We start from the raw sequence: 19513 nt of genomic DNA, 5'->3' as shown, positions 1-19513 counted from the left end.
GAGTGTTATAAAAATTTAATCCTTTTTCTTCGAAACTGGGCTGGTGACTCTCCAGCCCAGTTTTTAAACGCCTTGATAAAATTACTGGCATCGCTGTAACCCAGTTGGGCTGCAATCGCATCCAGCGAAATATCCTCTGTTAATAATTGCTTCGCCTGTTCAAAGCGGAGTTCATCTTTAATCTGCTGAAAAGTCACTCCTTCTGCTTTGAGTTTGCGATTTAATGTTGCTGCTGACATGTGTAATTGTTCAGCCATTTTATCGATGGTGGGTAATGCAGGCAGTTGGCTGGCAAGTTGCTGTTTGAGATTATCCCGCAGTGTCTCGGGCTCTTTAACCAGATCAAGAATCTGCTGCAGACGTTGTTCTGTTACGTGCTCCATTTCTGGGTTAAAGAACGGCAATGGTTTAAGAAGTGCTGACACGGGCCATACCAACTGATTCCGTGGCGCCTGATGAATGGTGCAGTGGGGGAGTGCATCTGTGATCGAAGAAGCGTCATGTTGCCAGCCATCTCCCAGGTCAATATACACATCGCTATGCGCTTGTTTGCCTTCGCTACCAACCAGTGTGCGGCAAATGGTTTCGATGCTGGTCAGAAACGCCAAAATTAAAAATGGAGCGGCCAGTTCGCTTTCAAACCGGGGAGTAACCGATAGTATCCGTTGTTCTGGTGTCGGCTCGCGTTTTATGGTGAAAATCTGAGCGCGGGTCTCCATAAAGCGTGTAACCTTATTGCCGGCTTCTTCCATCGTTTCGCTGCACTGAGCGGCGAATCCTAATGTCCCGTGGCTTGACAATGTCATCCGTTTGCCAAACTCCACAGCAATACGAATCTCCCGGGTGAGCTGGCAAAAGCGCTCAATAAAGGCAATGGCTGAACGGTGACCAACGCTGGTATCGGGAGACAGAAAAAGCTCTTCTGTCAGCCCGGTTCCTTTGAGTAAATCGCTGGTGCTCAGACCACGCTCAAAGGCCAGTTCTGCCAAAAGAATCAGATAATCTGAGGAAATGTGATGGTCGCCCTGACCTAATATTCTTATTGTCATGCCGAGCAAACTAATGTGCCTGAGTGATTTTCGCAAGCGGATTGAGACGCGCAAGTTGACTCAGAATCACCATGTTCTGAAGTTATTCCACCGGGAATGAGTTGATTGGCCGTGGCAGACTGATTGTCATAACAACAAAACTCTCATAACAACAAAAAACCTTAGCCATCGTGCAGGGAGTCACAATGACAACTTCAGCCGTACACAGGTCAGAAACACAAACGCCAGCAGCACAGCCTGGCAGCACATCTCAGCCGCCTGAAATCACCATACGTCGTATGGCGTTTGATATGAACGAGCCTATGCGAGACTTTGCAATCGCCAATAACTCGTTAATCAGCACGTTTTTTTATGCCTTATCGGCGATGTTTCCTGAAGGCGAACGCTTTTTTATCCACTCGGTACGCCACTATCGTGACCAGGTGACCGACCCGGTTTTAAAGGAACAGATTCGCGGTTTTATTGGGCAGGAAGCGCACCACGGCCATTCTCATGAAGGGTTAAACGACAAACTTGTCAGCATGGGTTTTCCGGTTGATCAGGTGGTACAGACAATGGAGAAGCGGGTTCGGTTTCTGAAAAAACTGTCGCCTCCCCGTCAACTGGCTCTGACCGTTGCGATGGAGCACTTTACTGCCACGCTGGCGGAGCAGATTCTGGATAATCCGGTTTATTACACCGATATTGATCCTACGTTACGCAATATGCTGATTTGGCATGCGGTTGAAGAAATTGAGCATAAAGCGGTGGCATTTGATGTCTATCGTCAGTTTGTTGATAACGAATTTATGCGTAAACGAGTGATGGTGCTGGCTGTAAGTAGTTTGTTGGTGCGCCTGGCAAAACATCAGGTTCAGCTGTTAATTGCGAAAAAGCATATGCCCAGCTGGAAAGAATGGAAGCAGGCGTTTCATTTTTTCTGGAATAAAGATCACGGCATGATGCGCCACAGTATGAAAGCCATCATCCCCTTTTTCAGAACCGGGTTTCACCCTTGGGATATTGATCAGAGTGCATTAATTGATGGCTGGCAGGAACGTTTTCCGGATGTTGCTGAGCTTCAGGTGTAGCTCACAATGGGCGTGTTCAGATTATCTGAACACGCCCAGGCCGTTTAGATTTTAAACTTGCCCACCAGCGGCTCAAATACGGAGACAATATGCAGCAGTTGAGAGCTGCTGTTTTGTAAGGTCTTAAATGATCCGGAGGAACGTTGGGTGCTCTGATTGGCGTCGATAATATCTTCAATGATTTGTTTAACAGTTACTGATTGTTCTTCGGTCGCGCTGGCGACCTGATCATTGATGGACAGGATTTTCTGAATTGTCTCAGAGATCGCAGTTAATGATTGCTGAGACTGACCCGTCAGATCAACGGTCTGACCCAGAGACTGGATACAATCGTTCATGGATGATACCGACGAATGGGCTCCCGATTGCAGTTTCTCAATCATGGTCTGAATCTCACTGGTCGACTCCTGAGTACGCTGCGCCAGCGAACGTACTTCATCGGCTACCACAGCAAAACCACGGCCTTGTTCTCCGGCGCGGGCCGCTTCAATAGCGGCATTCAGAGCCAGTAAATTGGTTTGCTCAGCAATGCCACGAATAACATCCAGTACCGAGCCGATATTTTCACTATCGGTTGATAGGCCACTGATTTGTTCTCCGGCGTCTGACATTTTGTTTCTGAGCTCTTCAACGGCATTAACGGTTTGTTGTTGTATTTGTCGCCCGGCTTCTGTCTCTTTATCCGACTGCGTTGCTTCAGCAGAAGCATTGGTGGCGCTCAGTGCGATTTCGTCAATGGCAAGTGTGATTTCTGATGTGGAGTGCTGAACATTGCTTAATAATTCTGAGCTGTGATTTAAGTCATTACCGGCCTGGTCGACGGTGCTTAGCAGTGCTCCTGACTGATCTTTTAAGACCGGCATTGCCTGGTTCATTTCGATAATAATCTGGCGAATCGATTCAATTGTATGATTAAAGGCTTTGGAAACATCGGTGATTTCATCGTGACCTTCCACCGGAATCAGGCGGCTCAGGTCGTTATTTTCAGCAATATTGGTTAAGTGTTGTTTGGTTTTTAACAGCGGTGTCTGAATGGTACTGATCAGAATCCAGCCGGTGGTCAGTCCAACAGCAATAACAAACAGCACCATCAATAACAGGGTGTTATTTGCACTTTGATAGGTTGATTCGTTGTTTTCATGATAGCTTTGAGCGCCAACAACATTCGTCTGAAACATCCCTTCAATCTGCTGCTGAAGGGTCATAAACAACCGGCGATATTCACTATTCGCTAACTCATCAGCTTCGGTATCATTATTTTGCTGACTTAATAAAATAATACGATCACGCAGTTGATTGAGCTGACTCAGGTTGTTTTGTAGCTGCTGAAACAGACGGGTTTCTTCTCCCTGATCAAGGGTCTCTGAAAACTTCTGAATGGAAATTTTCATAGCGCTCTCGGCATCCTGTATATGCTGCTCGGCTTCCCGCATCGCCTGATCATTGGGCGAGATAATATGACTCTTCATCCATACGAATTCTTCATAGCTGAGTTTTCGTATGTCGGTGAGGTTTACCACACTGGTAAAGTAATTATTATAAATTTCCTGACTACCCTGATTCAGAGTGCTGTTCGAGCTAAACGCCAGGTAAGCAATAATGACTGGCAGAAACACAAATATGGCAATGGCACCGGGAATTTTTTGCGAGATTTTAATATTTCTTAACATCGACATCGTCTTACCTCATCAGAACTCGGCACTGGTTCTGAAAGAAAAAATAGTAGGGTTTTCGTCATACTCCGGGGACAAACCAAAGCCGGAGTTCTGAATTTTTTGCAGAGAAAGCGTCAGAGACAGTACATCCGTTGCCTGATAGCGGGTATAGAATTCATGCTGTTGTATGTCATCGGCTGCACTGACTTTTTGGTAGTCATGGCTGACCTCTGTCTGACTCAGACCAAGACCCAAAGAGAAATCCTGAATATCTTTCTGAACCGAAATAGCGCTGAATTGTTTGGCTTCACTCACCGCTTCATTGGCGATGCCATAGCGCAACACAACCTGCCCCAGTGCGTTTTGATGGGCTAAGGAAATATTCAGACCATGGTTTTTTTCTTCATCTGAGGCATCGAATGTCTCGGACTCTAACGTGGTTGCCCAAACGGCTGTATGAAGAGCAAACTGGCTCACCTGCCACACGAGTTCAGCAGATACAAAATATTCGTCTTCCTGATCCAGCAGTGCGGAATAGGTGCTATCAATATCACCCAGGCCCTGAGCCTGAGACAACAGGGCAGAGAATGATAGCTGTGAGGATATCGCTCCCTGATAGCCGACACCCAAGGCATAATCCGGTGCGGCACTGGTTTGAATATTGACGAATGATGATGAGATAAACTGACTGGTTTCATCATTGCTCCAATCGCCCGATTCAGTAAACCCGGAAGGGTAGAGCAAACCAGCAACCAGTTCGCCATTTCCTAACGGGTAATACACTTCAAAATTAGAGACCTGTATTCGGCCGTCACCATTTTCATCGGTGGCTGCACCGGCATCGGCATACGCTTCACCGTACACATCGGTAACCCGATCGGCATTGCTGGAAGAAGTACCTTCGAGGTAGATGTGCCATCGCCCCTGGCCCAGTTCGCCGTCAATATCCATATCAAATACGCCGAGGGTCTCGGCATCCACATCCGAGTCAGACGCTGTCAGATAGGTCGCGGTTACTGCTCCCTGAACCTGAGCATCAGCGGCTATGGCTGGGTGAATAAGCAGGGAAGAGACGGTCAGACTGCAGGTTGATAGCAGACTGAAGGTGCATCGAAAATAAGATGGCATGCCCAAATACCTTTGCCAAAGAGAGATGCTTTAAGGCTAGTACAAAGGTATTGGTATGCAATATCAGTTATTAAGCGCAGGGCGCTCAGAATGATGTGACCCGCTCAGTCGGAATAACAAAACTGAAAGTACTGCCTTTGCCGATTTCAGACTCCACTTCCAGCAGGGTGTCATGGTGTTCCAGCGCATGTTTAACAATCGCCAGACCCAGGCCCGAACCGCCAACGGTGGACTCGCGTGAATCATCAACCCGGTAAAAACGTTCGGTCAGGCGGGCAATGTGCTCGGGTGGAATCCCCATGCCCTGATCTTTAACACTGATTTGAACACCACTATCCAGCGCATCAATACGAAATTCCACGTCACTGTTATTGCCGTATTTAATGGCATTGGTGATCAGGTTGCTCAGCACCGAGCTCATTTCATCACTGAAGCCATCGATCTCGATATCTTCAGAGCAGTGGAAATGAATATCGGCGTCACCATATTCCTGCAACTGATCCACCACCGAATGACCTAAGCTGCGCAGATTGAAGCGCTCACCACTGCGTTCGCTATTGGCGCTCTCCAGTTTGGACAGCTGAATCAGATCATTCACCAGGCTTTTCATACGCTGGCCCTGGCTGTTCATCTGGCCAACGGCTTTATCCAGCGCATTGGGTAATTCCATATCAGACAGCATTTCCAGATAACCATTAATCACTGTTAATGGCGTGCGCAGTTCATGCGATACATCGGCAATAAAGTTCTGGCGCATGGTTTCTACCCGTTTACGCTCGGTGACATCACGAATCAGCAGAATTTTCTGATCGAGGCCAAACTGGGTGATCTGTACCTGAAGGGAGGTTTGTTTGATGTTCTGGATATCAAATTGCAGCGAGTCGGAATAATCGCCGCGATCAAAGTATTTGATAAACGACGGGGTACGAATCAGGTTTTTGATGTGCTGGCCTTCATCCTCTTTGCGCAGCGACAATAAATAGATAGCCGCCGCGTTAAAATTGGTGATGTAGCCTTCCTGATCAATAATCACTACGCCATCGTGCAGCGATTCAATCCCCTGATTGTAACGACGCAGCTGTTTTGCCTGTTGTGCCAGCTTGGTTTTCAGGTTTTTTTCGCGCCGGATCAGCTTATCGACACTGTAACCAATCAGACCACTGTCTTGCGGCGCCGGGCCTTGGCGATAACTCCAGCGGAACAGCGCATTCATGGTACGGATCGACATAATCAGCGAGACAATCAGCCCCGCTAACAGACCGTACAAAGGTTGATCAATCGTCCAGCCAGAGGCCAGCCCCAGGGTAATTACCACACCGACTTTAGTCAGCTCACCCTGCAACGCAGATTGGTGCAATGTTCTCGCCTCATATCGGGCAACGGAATGCCCTGTTGGTTCTACTCGTCAGGACTGAAACGATAACCAGCACCGCGTACGGTCTGAATCAGCTTGTCCTGATCATCTATCGATATCGCCTTCCGTAAGCGCCGGATATGAACATCCACTGTGCGGTCCTCAACGTATACGTTGCCACCCCAAACCCGGTCGAGTAACTGGGCGCGCGAGTATACGCGATTCGGGTGCAGCATGAAAAACTCCAGTAAGCGGAATTCCAACGGCCCCAGGGGCACATCAGTATCGCAGATGGTGCATTGCTGGTTGCTGCGATCCAGCTGAATTTTCCCGGCACTGAGCTGGCCGTCACCACTGGTATTGGTACGTCTCAGCACGGCACGAATACGGGCTACCAGTTCGCGTGGCGAAAAGGGTTTGACGACATAATCATCGGCTCCGGCATCAAGTCCGGAAATACGATCATCTTCATCCCCGCGCGCCGTCAGCAGAATCACCGGAATATCTGCAGTACGTTCATCGCGCTTAAGCTTTTTGGTCAGCTCAATGCCAGACATCATTGGCATCATCCAGTCGAGCAGCACCAGATCCGGGCGATCGTTAATAATCATCTGATGCGCTAAGGCACCATTAGCTGACAACTTCACTTTAAAACCGGCCAGTTCCAGGCTGGTGCTGATCATTTCAGAGATTGCGGGCTCGTCGTCCACAACCAGAATATAGCCACTCATGCGGGGTCCCAATCTTACGTGAAAATACTGAAATGGATTGTGACATTTTTATTAAGCACATGCAGCGCTAATCTGAGAATAGACGATATTGGAGAAAGTTAAGATTTTCATAAACTTAGCGAAAAAAACAGTTGACGCATTGGATTCTGATCTCTAATATTCGCACCCACTTAAGCCGCTATAGCTCAGTTGGTAGAGCAACTGACTTGTAATCAGTAGGTCCCGAGTTCGACTCTTGGTGGCGGCACCATATACAATGACAAGGGCTTCCGTAGCAATACGGAGGCCCTTGTCATTTCTGGGCAACAGGTCTACCTTATTTATCCCGAAGCGTCAGGGATGGAATGGCGAATGACCCGCTTGCTACTCTTTATAAACCGCTTTTTTTACCGAGCTGTTCGCTCTTTCTGTGCGCCAGTTTTTGTTGCGCCGTTGATTCTGACGACCATCATGGTTAATGCTGAATCATCGTCACCTTTATCCGTCGTGACGTTTGATATTCCCCCTTATAGTTATTCTGAAAACGGTGCTCAGCACGGTTATGTACATACTCTGGTCGAAACGGTTCTGAAAGATGCTGAATTTGACTTTGAGATTGTCCAATATCCCAGTCAGAGAGCGGTTCGATTAGCGCAAACCAGTGCCAATACGCTGATTTATCCGTTGGCTAAAACCGAATACAACCAGCATGAATACCACTGGATTAAAAACCTGGCAACGCGCAATGTGTCCTTCTACCAATACTATGCCCAACCTGAAATAACCATTGATGCGATTGAGGATATTGATGGGTATAGCATTGCAATTGTACGTGGTTCTCCCATCAAAGACTTTTTTCAGGTGGACCGTATCCATCCGGTTATTGAAGTGAACAGCTCTTATCAGGGTCTGCAAATGCTCAAAAGTGGCCGGGTTGATTTACTGGCAATTGATGGGCTGGTGCTGGCTCATACCATTGATATTGCTACGCGAGAGCAGCACGCCGATTTTAAGTTGGAGCAGTTTACCAATATTTATCAGGTACCCGACGAGCTGCTGGAAGCCAGCCAGCTTTACCTCGCCGCTTCGGTTTATACCCCAGAAGCACAGGTGCAGGCTCTGCGGCAAGCATTTGCAGAGCAACAAACCGTCGGCAGTATTATTGAAGTGGCCCATTGGTGGACTAATTCGAACGAACAAAAAGTGGTGAGTGCATTGGCTGATTCGCTGGCACAGCAAGGGTACACCTGGGCGGATTATAGCTATCCAGGCGGTGCCGGGCATCGTATGGATGAAATTATGTCGTTGCGCAGCAGCGCAAAAAACCTGCCGCATGTGATGCAGAGTTATATGGGCCCTGCGGTATGGGAATGGGCGTCGCGCAAGCAGCTCCTGTTATTGAATGATGTGGCCAAAGCCGGTGACTGGCAGGGCCGCTTGCCGCCAGAAATTAATCGTATGATTCAGTATAACGGCGATTATATTGCCGTTCCGTTTAATCGACAGCGGGTTAATCAGCTATGGATCAATCAGGCATTATTCAACCGATATGAGATTGATATCCCCACCAGTTGGAGTGCCATTTTTGCGGCCGCAGAACAGTTGAAAGCGGCAGGCGTAACGCCCTTTTCGATGGGGGATAATGATTGGCAGCGCAGTACGCTGTTTGAAAATTTGATGCTGAGTCTGGGTGGTGTCGACTTTTATCGAAGTGCTTTAATCGAGCTCGATCCTGCTGCTTTTCAGAGCGCAAAAATGAAGCAGGTTATGCAGACTTTTCAACGCATTCGCGATTATGCCAATCCTCGGGGAGACTACCCAACCTGGGTCGATTCTGCGCGGGCGTTGGCTGAGGGTAAGGCTGCGATGCATGTGATGGGGGAGTGGGTGGTCAATGTGTTTGAGGAGAGCGGGCTGCATTATGGCAAAGGCGGTTATATCAGTGTTTCGCCACCAGATACCGATTCGGTCTTTTTGAACAATACCGATGTGTTTGCTTTTCCCAAAAAAGGCCGTGCCGCTGAAACAGCGCAAAAGACATTGGCCGGTATGATTATGAGTGATCGTATCCAGTATCAATTTAATCAGATCAAAGGATCGGTACCGGCAATCAAAGTGCCAGCGTCAGGAACTAAAGGGTTAGTGTCAGCAGCGAAAGGATCGGTGCCTGTCGATTTTACGCCGTTGCAAATAAAGCAGATGGAAGCATCAGACAGCGCTGATATTCTGCCTTCTTTTACCTATCAGCAAACGGTGCCCAATCACATTCGAGAACCATTAATGACCGTGATCAGCCAACTGTTCGATCGTGAACTGGATAGTGATGCCGCTATTCAGAAGATGGTCGGAATTATTACCACTCAGCGCTGACGATTCAGAAACGCATCGACATCTGCAGCTGATAGCTTTCAGATTTTAATGGCTTGCTGATTGAATAACGCCACTCACCGGCTTGTGCTTCTCCCTGATATATTCCCCAGGCGGTTTCAGCAGCAAACTTCATCAGATCCACAGACGAGTGATTTTTAACACTGTGGTAAGACACTTCTTGCCATTGCTGCGTCTGAGTCCAGTGCTGGTAGGTATTTTCATCGTCGTTACTGGCAAAACAGGTTGATATGGGCGACATCAACGCAAAGCAGGTAGCACAGGGCCGTAACCAGCGTTGTTTGCTCAGTGTTCGTTTCAGGGCGGCAGCACTGAGTGCTTCCATTTGCAATAAAATAGCACCAAGACGATCACCGGATTCTTGTTGCTGTAATAAAGCCTGTTGTAGTTGCGCCTGTGTAATCAGCTGCTGTGTCAGTAGCAGGTCACCAAGGCGGTATGAAGGTTGAGAAGATTCATTGTGGTTAGGCATCCTGAACAATCCTTCCCGTGAGTAAGTACTCATTCAGAATGGCATAGCCGTGAGGTATCTCCAGTGTCTTTACTTACCGTTTTGTAGCCTTGCGTAAGAATTTCTCGCCTGGGTTTGAAACACGAACTAACCTGTTTTTCTAAGTGATTGAATTGGTTGATGAAATGATAAGGCTGATTGAAGACATAGCTGACGCAATTCGTCCATATAGCGATGATGTGGCGCTGGCGATGGTGGCAACGATGTTAGTAATTTTTGGTGATCATATTAATTCAGCGGTGCGGACGCTGGTTAAGAAGCAGCCATTCTGGTTGCGCTTGCTGGCATTTATTGCGTTGTGCTCGATTGGGTATGGGGCGTTATCGGTATGGTTGACACCACTGCTTGAAAACCTGTTGCGGAATTTGCCCGGCTGGCAGCTTTTAACAGTGATTGTGGGGAGTTTTTTGATGGTCGCTGTGGTGGCACAGAAGCAGCGAAAAATTTAACGTAAAGAAAAAAATTCAGAATAGAAAAAGAAATTGAGCTGAAATGGAAATCGGACAACCCGGACATCCTGTCCGGGTTGTCACAGCACCCTAAAACCATCCTGGTTTATGTTCATCCCTGCCACCTGACCCTGGTGGTTGATCATCCATGACTGCTTCCTTAGCGATCGTTCGTCCTCGCGTCCCGGCTTACCTTCCTTGCTCGTGATCCATCACGTTCAATTAATCCATCATCCTTTTGGGTATCCGTTCCGTTCTTCCGTGTTGGCAGCCTTGCCACTCCTCTTGAAGATCCTTCTTCGTGTCCTTAAGAGCATCATGCTCTATTATCCTTAGTGATCATCCTGATCGGCTAACTTCCTGTCAGCGGTGCGTCCTGCGGAATTAAAGATAGCAAATCTCTTTCGAATAAAAAGTTGGTTTCAGAAAAGTGATAATCAGTGTTATTTGTAAAATTTCCGTAAAACCCAATTAAATCAAGGGTTTGTGAGGTGTCTGCGGCGTGAATAGGTAAAATGACGAAGGCGATTTGTCGAGATGTCCTACCGCCTTGTGAGATATATCTCACAAGGGTATGAGGCAATGTCTGCAAGGGCGATTACCGCATAAGTATGAGTAATGATGGAATTAACTGAAAACCGCTGCTATTTGCCTCTCGGGGCTGAAATTATCCATTGCTTAAAGTGGGGCATGTTGCCGTTGCGGCAGCCAGATAAGCCCTGGATGCAGTTACCTCCGCCACCGCCAATGGCTATTTCGGAAGCGGATTACCTCAATCATATGCAGCGTGAGTATGAGCGGCTGAATCCGGGGATTCAGGGATTGCTGAGCTTTGAGCAGTTTCTGCAGCAGGCACAAACGAAACGGCCACAAATCGAACAGGCACTCAGACAACATAAAACCCAGCAGTATAAAACCCAGCAAAGTGCCCGGCAGGAAGGCCCTAACGACTGGTGTTATCAACATTTTTACCCGGACCCCAATTCGCTGCTGGCCTGGCAGCAACAAGGTACGGGTTTCAGCCGGATCTGGCTGGCACTGGAGCCTGAGCAACTGCCTTATGACATCAAGCCGTTGCACTATCGGGATGACGTACCAGCCCGTTACCGCGAGCGATTGGGCAGCGCGCCGCTCAGTTGTGCGACATTGCAGCAATCCGGTCTGGTGATGCCGGTCAGTGAATTGGCGAAACAAATTACCGTTCAGGGTGTGGCGATGAATTTACTGAAGCTGCCGCCCAAAGCGGTAAAAGGTGTGCTGTTGGGGATGAATTGCCCAGCGGATCAGGTAAAACAGCTAACTCACTTCTGGCGCAGTGATATGCGTTATCAGCGTAAACCGCTGAGCCAGATGATCTGGCCCAAAGGTGAGTATCGTTTTCGCTTTAAAGCTCTGTAAGTCGTTATTTCTTTTGCTGAATCTGCGGTGAGTTGATTAGGGCCGAAAACGCTTGCGGGTCAGCCAGCTCGCCATCCTCACGTAAAGCCGGATAAGGCAGGTTGTATTTTTTGCACAATTTAAGCTCAATCGGGCGACACCACTCAAACAGCAGACGCTCATACAGTTCGTCATCCAAACGGCGCTCGTCGTATAACCCGGCTTTCTGACGTTGGTGCTGGGCTTCAGTGAGAATGATGGCCGCCGCCACCGACACATTAAACGACTCCACCATACCCTGCATCGGAATAATCAGATGGTGATCCGCCAGCTCGGCGGCGGTATCACTGATGCCTTCTTTTTCGGTGCCCATCATTAATACCGTTGGCTGAGTAAAGTCGTAATCACGGTAGTTAATGGCTTCGTCACTCAGGTGAGCGGCACACACTTTATAACCTTGCTGCTGAAAACCGGTAATGGCCGAGGCAATGTCCGGGTGAGTGTGTTTTTCAATCCAGGAATCTGAGCCCGCCAGAGCAGCTGTTTTTAACCGGAAGGTATCGTGTGGCCACACGACATGCACTTCCGGGATACCCACGGCATCGCAGGTACGGGCAATGGCGGCCAGGTTATGGGGTTTATACACTTCATCGGTCAGCACCGTTAAATCCGGCTGACGTTTGTCCAGGGTATCTTTAATGCGCTGCAGACGTTCTGGGGTCATGCGTGGGAAGCTCCGGCTAAATCACTCAGTCAAAAATTGTAATACTGCCCGGGCAGCTGCCGCACCGAGGTAGAATTTACGGGGGGCGCATTGTATAAAAGCCGCCTGATTGATGCACGAAAAGTTAATGCACAACGACACGATACAGGGAAAAATGCGATGAAAGGCAATCCAATTCTTGGCTTCAGTTATGTGTGGCGTGGGTTTATGCAGCTGGGCCGCCCGGAACTGCGGCCTTATGTTGCCTGGCCAATTCTGATCAATGCCATTCTGGTGTCTTTTCTGAGCTATTCCGGTATTCAGTGGCTGCATGGCTCGATTGAAGATGTGTTGGGTTATGTGCCGTCCTGGCTGGATTGGTTGTACTGGATTCTGATGCCGGTGGCGGTGATGACGGTGCTGCTGATTTTTGCCTATTTTTTCAGTGCCATTCTGGTGGTGATTGCCAGCCCCTTTAATGGTCTACTGAGTGAAAAAGTCGAACAACAGCAAGGTTCGACCATTCCGGATGAATCTATCCCGAGCATGGTGAAACGCACCTTATTGCGTGAACTCACTAAGCTGGGTTATATGTTGCCGCGTTATCTGGGGCTGATCATTATCAGCCTGATTCCGGTGGTGAATCTGGCAGCCCCGTTTTTATGGTTCTGGTTCGGCAGCTGGATTGTGGCGCTGCAATACCTCGATTATTCCTTTGATAACCATACCCGCCCCTTTGCGGAAACCCGCACCACTCTGGGTCAGCAACCTCTGACCGTACTGGGGTTTGGCGCCATCGTAGCATTGCTCATGACGATTCCTCTGGTGAATTGGTTTGTGATGCCAGCAGCGGTGATTGGTGCCACATTACTGCGGCTGGAACAAATGCCGTTTGTGGATCATGACATTCTTTCGGGCAAAGGCGACACGCTGAACTATGCTTTAAAGAATGATGTAACAACCCGACTGACTGATGGCAAAACTGAAAATTCTGGTGGTGGATGATGCGGCATTCATCCGTGACCTGGTAAAAAAAGCCGTAAAAGATACCTACCCTGGCTGTGAGCTGTTCGAAGCCATTGATGGTCGTAAAGCCATCAGTGTGATGAACAGCCAGGACATCGCCGTGGTGCTGTGTGACTGGGAAATGCCGGAAGTTTCCGGTATTGAAGTGTTGCAGTGGATGCGTGCTGATGAGCGTTATAAACAAGTGCCGTTTATGATGATCACCAGCCGGGGCGATCGTGACCATGTTGTGAAAGCCGTGGAAGCCGGTGTCTCCGACTATATTGGCAAACCCTTCACCCGTGATAACTTCGTCGCCAAGCTCAGCAAAATGGTGTTTAAGCACCATAAAATCCGTCCGAATGTGGCTGATAAACAGCATGCCACGGGTCTCGGAGGTGATTCTGCCAATGTACTTGCTGCGGCTTCTGCTAAACCCAATCCAAAAGAAGCCAAACCAGCCGCTCAGGATATGGGGGGCGCTTCGGTATTAATGGGCAACAGCAAGTCGGCCAAAGTGGTTGATGAAGCCGCGCCGGCGAAATCCACAACGGCTAAGAAACCCGCTGCGCGTGCCAAAGGCATTGTCAGTGTGCGTTTTGGCTCCGGTGGCTCGGCTAAGTTAGTGATTAAAGACATTAACCTGCAGGAAATGTTGGGTGTATTTCGTCGCGAAGGCCCGCTGCCAGCGTTGCTGGAGCAGGTGGTGCTGGATATCACCGATAAAGAAGGCGGCGATGTCGCCCGGATCAATGGTTATGTGCGCATGATGCAGGCGCAGGAACCGCATGTGGATGCCGAAACGATTCAGATGTTAATTCGTTACGTGGATGATGATCCGGATAAAATGGCGACGCTGTCCAAATATATTGCCAGCGTGCGTTAAAAACGACTTACGTTGCCATAACGGCGTTAAGCGGCCTGCTAAAGAGACTGACTTAATCGGTTAAACAACGTTCAGCGGGAAAGTGGCAGCAGAACTCGCTGCCTTGACCTAACGTGCTGCGAATTTCCAATTCGGCCTGATGCCGTAACAACACATGTTTCACAATAGCCAGCCCCAGACCGGTACCACCGGTCTGGTTATTTCGGCTCGGGTCTGCCCGGTAAAAGCGTTCGGTCAGGCGTGGAATATGATGCTCATCAATGCCCGGGCCGTTGTCTTTGACACACAAACGCACTCCCTCGCCATGGTCTGACCAACTGACCTCAATATCACCACCATCCTGAGTGTATTTCACCGCATTAAAGATCAGATTTGAGAATGCACTGTGCAGCTCATCCTGATAACCCCTGAGCTGGGTATCCGATTGAATTGCCAGTGTGATGTTATGGTCTCGCTCACCACTGAGTGCCTGGGCGTCGGCAACAATGGTTGCCAGCATGGGGGTGATGGCAATGGTGTCTGATTGGTTCTGATGGCTGGTTTCCAATCGCGATAACATCAGTAAATCGGTAATCAGATTCTCCATGCGTCGGCTTTGTTGTGCCATTTGGCTGATCATCCGGCCCCAGCGTGGCGGCAGATAATCGGCGGCCATATCCATCGTTTCTATATAGCCTGATACCACGGTTAATGGCGTGCGCAGCTCGTGGCTGACATTGGCGACAAAGTCTTTGCGCATGGCTTCCAGTTGCTTCAGACGGGTGACGTCATGCACCAGAATCAGTCGGTCCTTACGGCCAAACAGGGTGATATTAAATTGCAGCTGTAACTGAGCATTGACCGGCGAGGGAATGGATAACGGCTCGTCATAACTGACCGAATCAAAATAGGTTTTAAACAGAGGGTTGCGAATCAGATTGGTGATGGGCTGGCCCACATCCACTGGTGCCTTGAGGCCCAAAAACTCACCGGCAGCACGATTCCACCATTCCAGGTTGCCATGGCTATCCACCATCAGTACTGCGTCCTGTAAGGCGGCGGTCGAATCCTGAATGCGGTTGATAATGGCCTGTAGCCGTTGCTGGTGTTTCTGGCTGCGTTGCTGCAGGCGTTGGGTCTGGTAAAAGATGCTGCCCCAGATACCGTAGGTGGATGGCAGTTGAGTACTCTGGCCCTGCTTCAGCCAGTGGTGCAGCCGGTAAAGTTGCAGCCACTGCCAGATAATATAAAGGCCGCAGGCCAATGCCAGCGATATACTGAGGGTGTCAAAATGGTAGCCCGCTGCCAGTGCAATCGTGAGCAGCAACAGCAGTGGGCGCAATTCCCTGCGCCAGCCTGAGGTCATGGCTATGTTATGACGCTTTGGTCGAGAAGCGATAACCCGTGCCGCGCACGGTTTGAATCAGATGGTCGTGAGCATTGCCGAGTGCTTTACGCAAACGACGGATATGGACATCCACCGTGCGTTCTTCAACATACACATTGCCGCCCCAGACCTGATCCAACAGCTGAGCCCGGGAATAGGCACGCTCCTGATGGGTCATAAAAAACTGCAGCAAGCGATATTCGGTTGGGCCAATATCAATCGGCGACTCATGCGACATCACCCGGTGGCAGACCGGATCCAGCACCAGTCCACCCACGGCAATCGGTTCTTCAATTCCCTGAGGAGTAGCGCGGCGCAGCACGGCTTTCAGGCGAGCCACCAGTTCTCGTGGCGAGAACGGTTTAGTGATGTAGTCATCGGCCCCAGCTTCCAGCCCTTGTACCTTGTTATCTTCTTCACCTTTGGCGGTGAGCATGATAATCGGCAGCTCGGCGGTCAGCTCTTCACGCTTCAGACGACGCGCAAATTCGACACCACTGGTGCCCGGCAACATCCAGTCGAGCAGGATCATATCGGGTTGGCGATCCACTACCTGTGAGTGTGCTTCCTGTGCGGTGGCCGCTTCCAGGCATTCATAGCCAGCCATCTCCAGCGCAACAGCAATCATCTCGCGGATCGGGGCTTCGTCATCGACGATCAGTACGGTTTTACCTGCTTTACTCATAGTTCCAGTCACGCAAGTGTCATATTTGATAATGCGCGGTATTACACTGGGATAATGTTACAGGCATATGACAGGCAGGGCATGACCCTGACATTGTCAACTAAACAAGGACGTAGTGAGCAACCAGTCCGGCCCACACAATCAGCCCGAACCAGTGGCTCTGGCGGAAAGTGGCAAAACAAATGTCGCGCTCTCGTGAGCGGATATTCCATACCTGCCAGCCGAGAAAAGCCGCTCCTGCCAGCAACGACAGATAATACGGCCAACCCAGTTGTAACTGACTACCGGCCAGCAGCAAGGCAAACACGGCAATACCTTTTAGCGTAGCCACCATCACAATGTCCATATCACCAAACAGAACGGCGGTAGATTTCACCCCGATTTTGATGTCATCGTCACGGTCGACCATGGCATAGACGGTATCGTAAGCAATGGTCCAGCTCAGATTGGCGATGTATAACAACCAGACAACCGTGGGTAATTCGTCACTCTGGGCGGCAAACGCCATTGGAATCGCCCAGGAAAACGCAGCACCTAAGACCACCTGAGGCAGGTGAGTATGGCGTTTCATAAAAGGATAAAGTGACGCCAGTGCTAACCCGCCAAATGACAACAGCACTGTAAATACATTGGTAAACAGCACCAGAATAAATGCTGCTGTAATCAGCAGGGCAAAAGTCATTAAGGCTTCTTTGGCACTGATGCGCCCGGCAGCCAGCGGCCGATCATGGGTACGTTTAACATGACCATCAATATTGCGGTCGGCAAAGTCGTTGATCACACACCCGGCTGAGCGCATCAGAAACACACCCAGAATAAAAATACAGACATTGGCAAAGGAGGGTTGCCCTTCTCCGGCGACCCATAAGGCCCATAAGGTTGGCCATAACAGCAGATACGAACCAACGGGTTTGTCGATTCGGGTCAGCTGCACCCAGTCAAACCAGCGGGGAAAATAACGATCTAATTGTTGTTGCAAAACGCGCTGCAGAGGTTGCAAGACAGAAGACATAAAACCGTTCGTATCATCGCGGCGCCAGTGCCGCCAGTTGTTGAGAAAAAGCTTCCGATACCATTAAAGGTTTATCACCCAGAGTAAAGACCGAATGCCGGCACCATTCTAGCGCTAACGGATTCGGATTGCAGTGAGAAACCCGTAGCGGTTGGCGTTGCAGATCTGGCTGGCGAAATAAATAACTGCCCAGTGATCGTTTGCCGAGATATTGCAACCGGCGTTCCTGTCCGGTCAGTGTCGTCAGCGGAATGGCCGTACGGGCATACACCAGCGGGTGTTGATCGACGTGCAGAATCACTTCCCGTACCCAGACTCTGCCCTGATGAGATAATGCCAGGCAACGGCGCTCTAACGGGGTCGGTCGACCATAATATTCACGCACAATCTCGACACTGAAATGGCCTAATTGGCTTAAGCGTGCCGTCAGAGAACCATGATCGAATAACCAGTCACGCCAGTAAGCCGGAAGGCTGGCTGGCGCAATGTGATTTCGGGTGGACCAACTGGGTGCAAGCGGGTGCAGAATGTGGTGTAACGCTGAACTGTTCATCGCCGCGCAGAATGCGTGAAAGTCGCTCATTTCGCAAGGGAAAACCCCGACGCGTGCGGTAATTGACCGTTGCTTTTAGTCACTGGCATCAGTAGCGTTACGGCTGCTTTAAAACTGCCGGATTCAGATGGCAGAGTGTGATTAGACATAATAAGAGAGATTCATCATGAAAAAATGGCAATGTGTAGTGTGTGGCTGGATTTACGACGAAGCCGAAGGCGCGCCGGAAGAAGGCATTCCACCGGGCACCGCTTGGGATGATGTGCCGGATGACTTTATCTGCCCGGATTGTGGGGTGGGCAAAGATGATTTCGAAATGGTCGAAATCTGAGTATTAATATTTTGATGAAGGAAAGGGTATGAGTGATCCGATAGTTGTTATTGGCTCAGGCCTGGCGGGTTATAACCTGGTTAAGGAACTGCGCAAGCTGAATCCCGACCAGAGTATTCTGATGATCACCGCTGATGACGGTCGTAACTATTCCAAACCCATGCTGTCGACCGGATTTGGTAAAAACAAAAGCGCCGATGATCTGGCGATGGCGACGGCAGCAGATATGGCTGACCAGCTGAATGTTGTAATTCGTACCCATACCCGGGTGACTAACATCGACCCGGCGGCTAAAAAAGTCTTCGTTGGTGAAGAGCCGGTGGCTTACAGCAAGCTGGTACTCGCCTGGGGTGCCGAGGTGGTCAGCCCGAGAATCGAAGGCGATGCCGAAGACTGCATCTATTCGATTAATGACTTACAGGATTACGCGCAGTTCCGCGCTGCGGCTAAAGGCAAAAAGCGGGTACTGATTATGGGGGCCGGCCTGATTGGTGCTGAGTTTGCCAATGATATGGCCAGTGGTGGGTTTGACGTGGAAGTGGTGGCGCCGTGCGATCATATTCTGCCGTCATTGCTGCCGGGCGAGGCGGCTAATGCCGTGCAGCAAGGTCTTGAAGGGCTGGGCGTACGCTTCCATTTAGGCCCGTTGGTCACTCGCATCAGCAAAGAAAATGATGCCCTGGTGGCGTATCTGAGCAATGGCGAAACCATCGAAACCGATCTGGTTGTCTCGGCTATTGGCTTGCGTCCACGTCTGGATCTGGCGGTGAAAGCGGGACTGCAGGTGAGCCATGGTATTGTGGTGAATCGTGAGCTGCAAACCAGCGAAGCGGATATCTATGCACTGGGCGACTGCGCCGAAGTGGATGGCCATGTGCTGCTGTATGTTTTGCCTCTGATGGCATCGGCCAGAGCACTGGCAAAAACCCTGAATGGTGAGGTAACGGCGGTTAATTATGGTGTGATGCCAGTGACTGTCAAAACTCCGGTGGTTCCGGTGGCCGTGGCTCCGGTAGCAGCCAATAGTGACGGAAACTGGTCAATTGATGCTCAGGGAAGCGATGTTCAGGCAGAATTTCGCAATTCTGAGGGCAAATTGCTCGGGTATGCTTTGACCGGAGCCAAGGTTATGAATAAAGTAGCGCTCAACAAAGAATTGCCTCCTCTGATGCCGTAAGGTTGGCTGTTAAGCCTGTCAGAGAGACGAGTGTGTGGTTTTCTCCGCACTCGTAATTTCGTTGTTTGTTTTTTTCCTGATATTGACCCCGGCGTTGTCGGGGG

The 19513-nt window shown here is 49.7% G+C and carries 19 protein-coding genes and 1 tRNA gene; 9 read left to right on the top strand and 11 right to left on the bottom strand.

What is annotated here, in order from left to right; translation table 11 throughout:
* Positions 1 to 5: 5 nt before the first annotated feature.
* On the bottom strand, positions 6 to 1049 hold the full coding sequence (locus tag ACO05E_RS05765; RefSeq protein WP_419812032.1) for a helix-turn-helix domain-containing protein: 1044 nt from the start codon (positions 1047 to 1049) through the stop codon (positions 6 to 8).
* Positions 1050 to 1234: 185 nt separating this feature from the next.
* Here ACO05E_RS05765 and ACO05E_RS05760 point away from each other — a divergent pair, with 185 nt between their 5' ends.
* Complete coding sequence (locus ACO05E_RS05760) at positions 1235 to 2119, top strand: metal-dependent hydrolase (RefSeq protein ID WP_419812031.1); 885 nt, start codon at positions 1235 to 1237, stop codon at positions 2117 to 2119.
* A 44-nt stretch (positions 2120 to 2163) separates the two neighbouring features.
* Here ACO05E_RS05760 and ACO05E_RS05755 read toward each other — a convergent pair whose 3' ends face one another.
* From ACO05E_RS05755 to phoB (ACO05E_RS05740), 4 genes are all read right to left on the bottom strand, one after another.
* On the bottom strand, positions 2164 to 3795 hold the full coding sequence (locus tag ACO05E_RS05755; RefSeq protein ID WP_419812030.1) for a methyl-accepting chemotaxis protein: 1632 nt from the start codon (positions 3793 to 3795) through the stop codon (positions 2164 to 2166).
* Between the two features lie 12 nt (positions 3796 to 3807).
* On the bottom strand, positions 3808 to 4902 hold the full coding sequence (locus ACO05E_RS05750; RefSeq protein WP_419812029.1) for a hypothetical protein: 1095 nt from the start codon (positions 4900 to 4902) through the stop codon (positions 3808 to 3810).
* 85 nt (positions 4903 to 4987) lie between these two features.
* Complete coding sequence (gene phoR / locus ACO05E_RS05745) at positions 4988 to 6259, bottom strand: phosphate regulon sensor histidine kinase PhoR (protein WP_419812028.1); 1272 nt, start codon at positions 6257 to 6259, stop codon at positions 4988 to 4990.
* 41 nt (positions 6260 to 6300) lie between these two features.
* Positions 6301 to 6987, bottom strand: coding sequence for a phosphate regulon transcriptional regulator PhoB (gene phoB / locus ACO05E_RS05740; RefSeq protein WP_419812027.1), 687 nt, complete (start codon positions 6985 to 6987; stop codon positions 6301 to 6303).
* Positions 6988 to 7161: 174 nt separating this feature from the next.
* Here phoB (ACO05E_RS05740) and ACO05E_RS05735 point away from each other — a divergent pair.
* A tRNA-Thr gene (locus tag ACO05E_RS05735) sits at positions 7162 to 7237 on the top strand.
* 200 nt (positions 7238 to 7437) lie between these two features.
* Positions 7438 to 9336 (top strand): extracellular solute-binding protein, encoded by a 1899-nt coding sequence (locus ACO05E_RS05730; protein ID WP_419812026.1) that lies wholly within the window; start codon positions 7438 to 7440, stop codon positions 9334 to 9336.
* Positions 9337 to 9340: 4 nt separating this feature from the next.
* Here ACO05E_RS05730 and ACO05E_RS05725 read toward each other — a convergent pair whose 3' ends face one another.
* Entirely contained in the window at positions 9341 to 9826 is a 486-nt protein-coding gene (locus ACO05E_RS05725; RefSeq protein WP_419812025.1) for a hypothetical protein, read from the bottom strand.
* A 143-nt stretch (positions 9827 to 9969) separates the two neighbouring features.
* Here ACO05E_RS05725 and ACO05E_RS05720 point away from each other — a divergent pair, with 143 nt between their 5' ends.
* Entirely contained in the window at positions 9970 to 10314 is a 345-nt protein-coding gene (locus ACO05E_RS05720) for a DUF3392 family protein (protein WP_419812024.1), read from the top strand.
* A gap of 618 nt (positions 10315 to 10932) precedes the next feature.
* Entirely contained in the window at positions 10933 to 11712 is a 780-nt protein-coding gene (locus ACO05E_RS05715) for a hypothetical protein (RefSeq protein ID WP_419812023.1), read from the top strand.
* Between the two features lie 4 nt (positions 11713 to 11716).
* Here ACO05E_RS05715 and trmH read toward each other — a convergent pair whose 3' ends face one another.
* Positions 11717 to 12415, bottom strand: coding sequence for a tRNA (guanosine(18)-2'-O)-methyltransferase TrmH (trmH, locus tag ACO05E_RS05710; protein WP_419812022.1), 699 nt, complete (start codon positions 12413 to 12415; stop codon positions 11717 to 11719).
* Between the two features lie 159 nt (positions 12416 to 12574).
* Here trmH and cysZ point away from each other — a divergent pair, with 159 nt between their 5' ends.
* Together cysZ and ACO05E_RS05700 are read left to right on the top strand one after the other, a co-directional pair.
* Complete coding sequence (cysZ, locus tag ACO05E_RS05705; protein ID WP_419812021.1) at positions 12575 to 13399, top strand: sulfate transporter CysZ; 825 nt, start codon at positions 12575 to 12577, stop codon at positions 13397 to 13399.
* Entirely contained in the window at positions 13368 to 14285 is a 918-nt protein-coding gene (locus tag ACO05E_RS05700; protein WP_419812020.1) for a response regulator, read from the top strand. Before cysZ ends, ACO05E_RS05700 begins: the two co-directional genes overlap by 32 nt.
* Before the next feature lie 52 nt (positions 14286 to 14337).
* On the opposite strand, the gene phoR (ACO05E_RS05695) is transcribed toward ACO05E_RS05700, so the two are convergent.
* The 4 genes from phoR (ACO05E_RS05695) to ACO05E_RS05680 all read right to left on the bottom strand — a co-directional run bounded on the left by phoR (ACO05E_RS05695) (position 14338) and on the right by ACO05E_RS05680 (position 17931).
* A complete protein-coding gene (gene phoR / locus ACO05E_RS05695; RefSeq protein ID WP_419812019.1) occupies positions 14338 to 15630 on the bottom strand; it encodes a phosphate regulon sensor histidine kinase PhoR in 1293 nt (430 codons plus the stop codon).
* A 7-nt stretch (positions 15631 to 15637) separates the two neighbouring features.
* Positions 15638 to 16336, bottom strand: a complete 699-nt coding sequence (gene phoB / locus ACO05E_RS05690) for a phosphate regulon transcriptional regulator PhoB (protein WP_419812018.1) — start codon at positions 16334 to 16336, stop codon at positions 15638 to 15640.
* A gap of 100 nt (positions 16337 to 16436) precedes the next feature.
* Positions 16437 to 17348, bottom strand: a complete 912-nt coding sequence (ubiA, locus tag ACO05E_RS05685) for a 4-hydroxybenzoate octaprenyltransferase (RefSeq protein WP_419812017.1) — start codon at positions 17346 to 17348, stop codon at positions 16437 to 16439.
* A 13-nt stretch (positions 17349 to 17361) separates the two neighbouring features.
* Positions 17362 to 17931 carry a chorismate--pyruvate lyase family protein gene (locus ACO05E_RS05680; RefSeq protein WP_419812016.1) on the bottom strand — a complete coding sequence of 190 codons (570 nt, stop codon included), beginning with the start codon at positions 17929 to 17931 and terminating at the stop codon, positions 17362 to 17364.
* Positions 17932 to 18067: 136 nt separating this feature from the next.
* Here ACO05E_RS05680 and ACO05E_RS05675 point away from each other — a divergent pair, with 136 nt between their 5' ends.
* Positions 18068 to 18232, top strand: a complete 165-nt coding sequence (locus ACO05E_RS05675; RefSeq protein ID WP_419812015.1) for a rubredoxin — start codon at positions 18068 to 18070, stop codon at positions 18230 to 18232.
* Positions 18233 to 18260: 28 nt separating this feature from the next.
* Entirely contained in the window at positions 18261 to 19409 is a 1149-nt protein-coding gene (locus ACO05E_RS05670) for an FAD-dependent oxidoreductase (RefSeq protein WP_419812014.1), read from the top strand.
* The last annotated feature ends 104 nt before the right edge of the window (positions 19410 to 19513 follow it).

This window comes from Bacterioplanoides sp. (assembly GCF_965226395.1).
Lineage (GTDB): Bacteria > Pseudomonadota > Gammaproteobacteria > Pseudomonadales > Oceanobacteraceae > Bacterioplanoides.
This window is presented reverse-complemented; position numbering and strand designations above follow the sequence as displayed.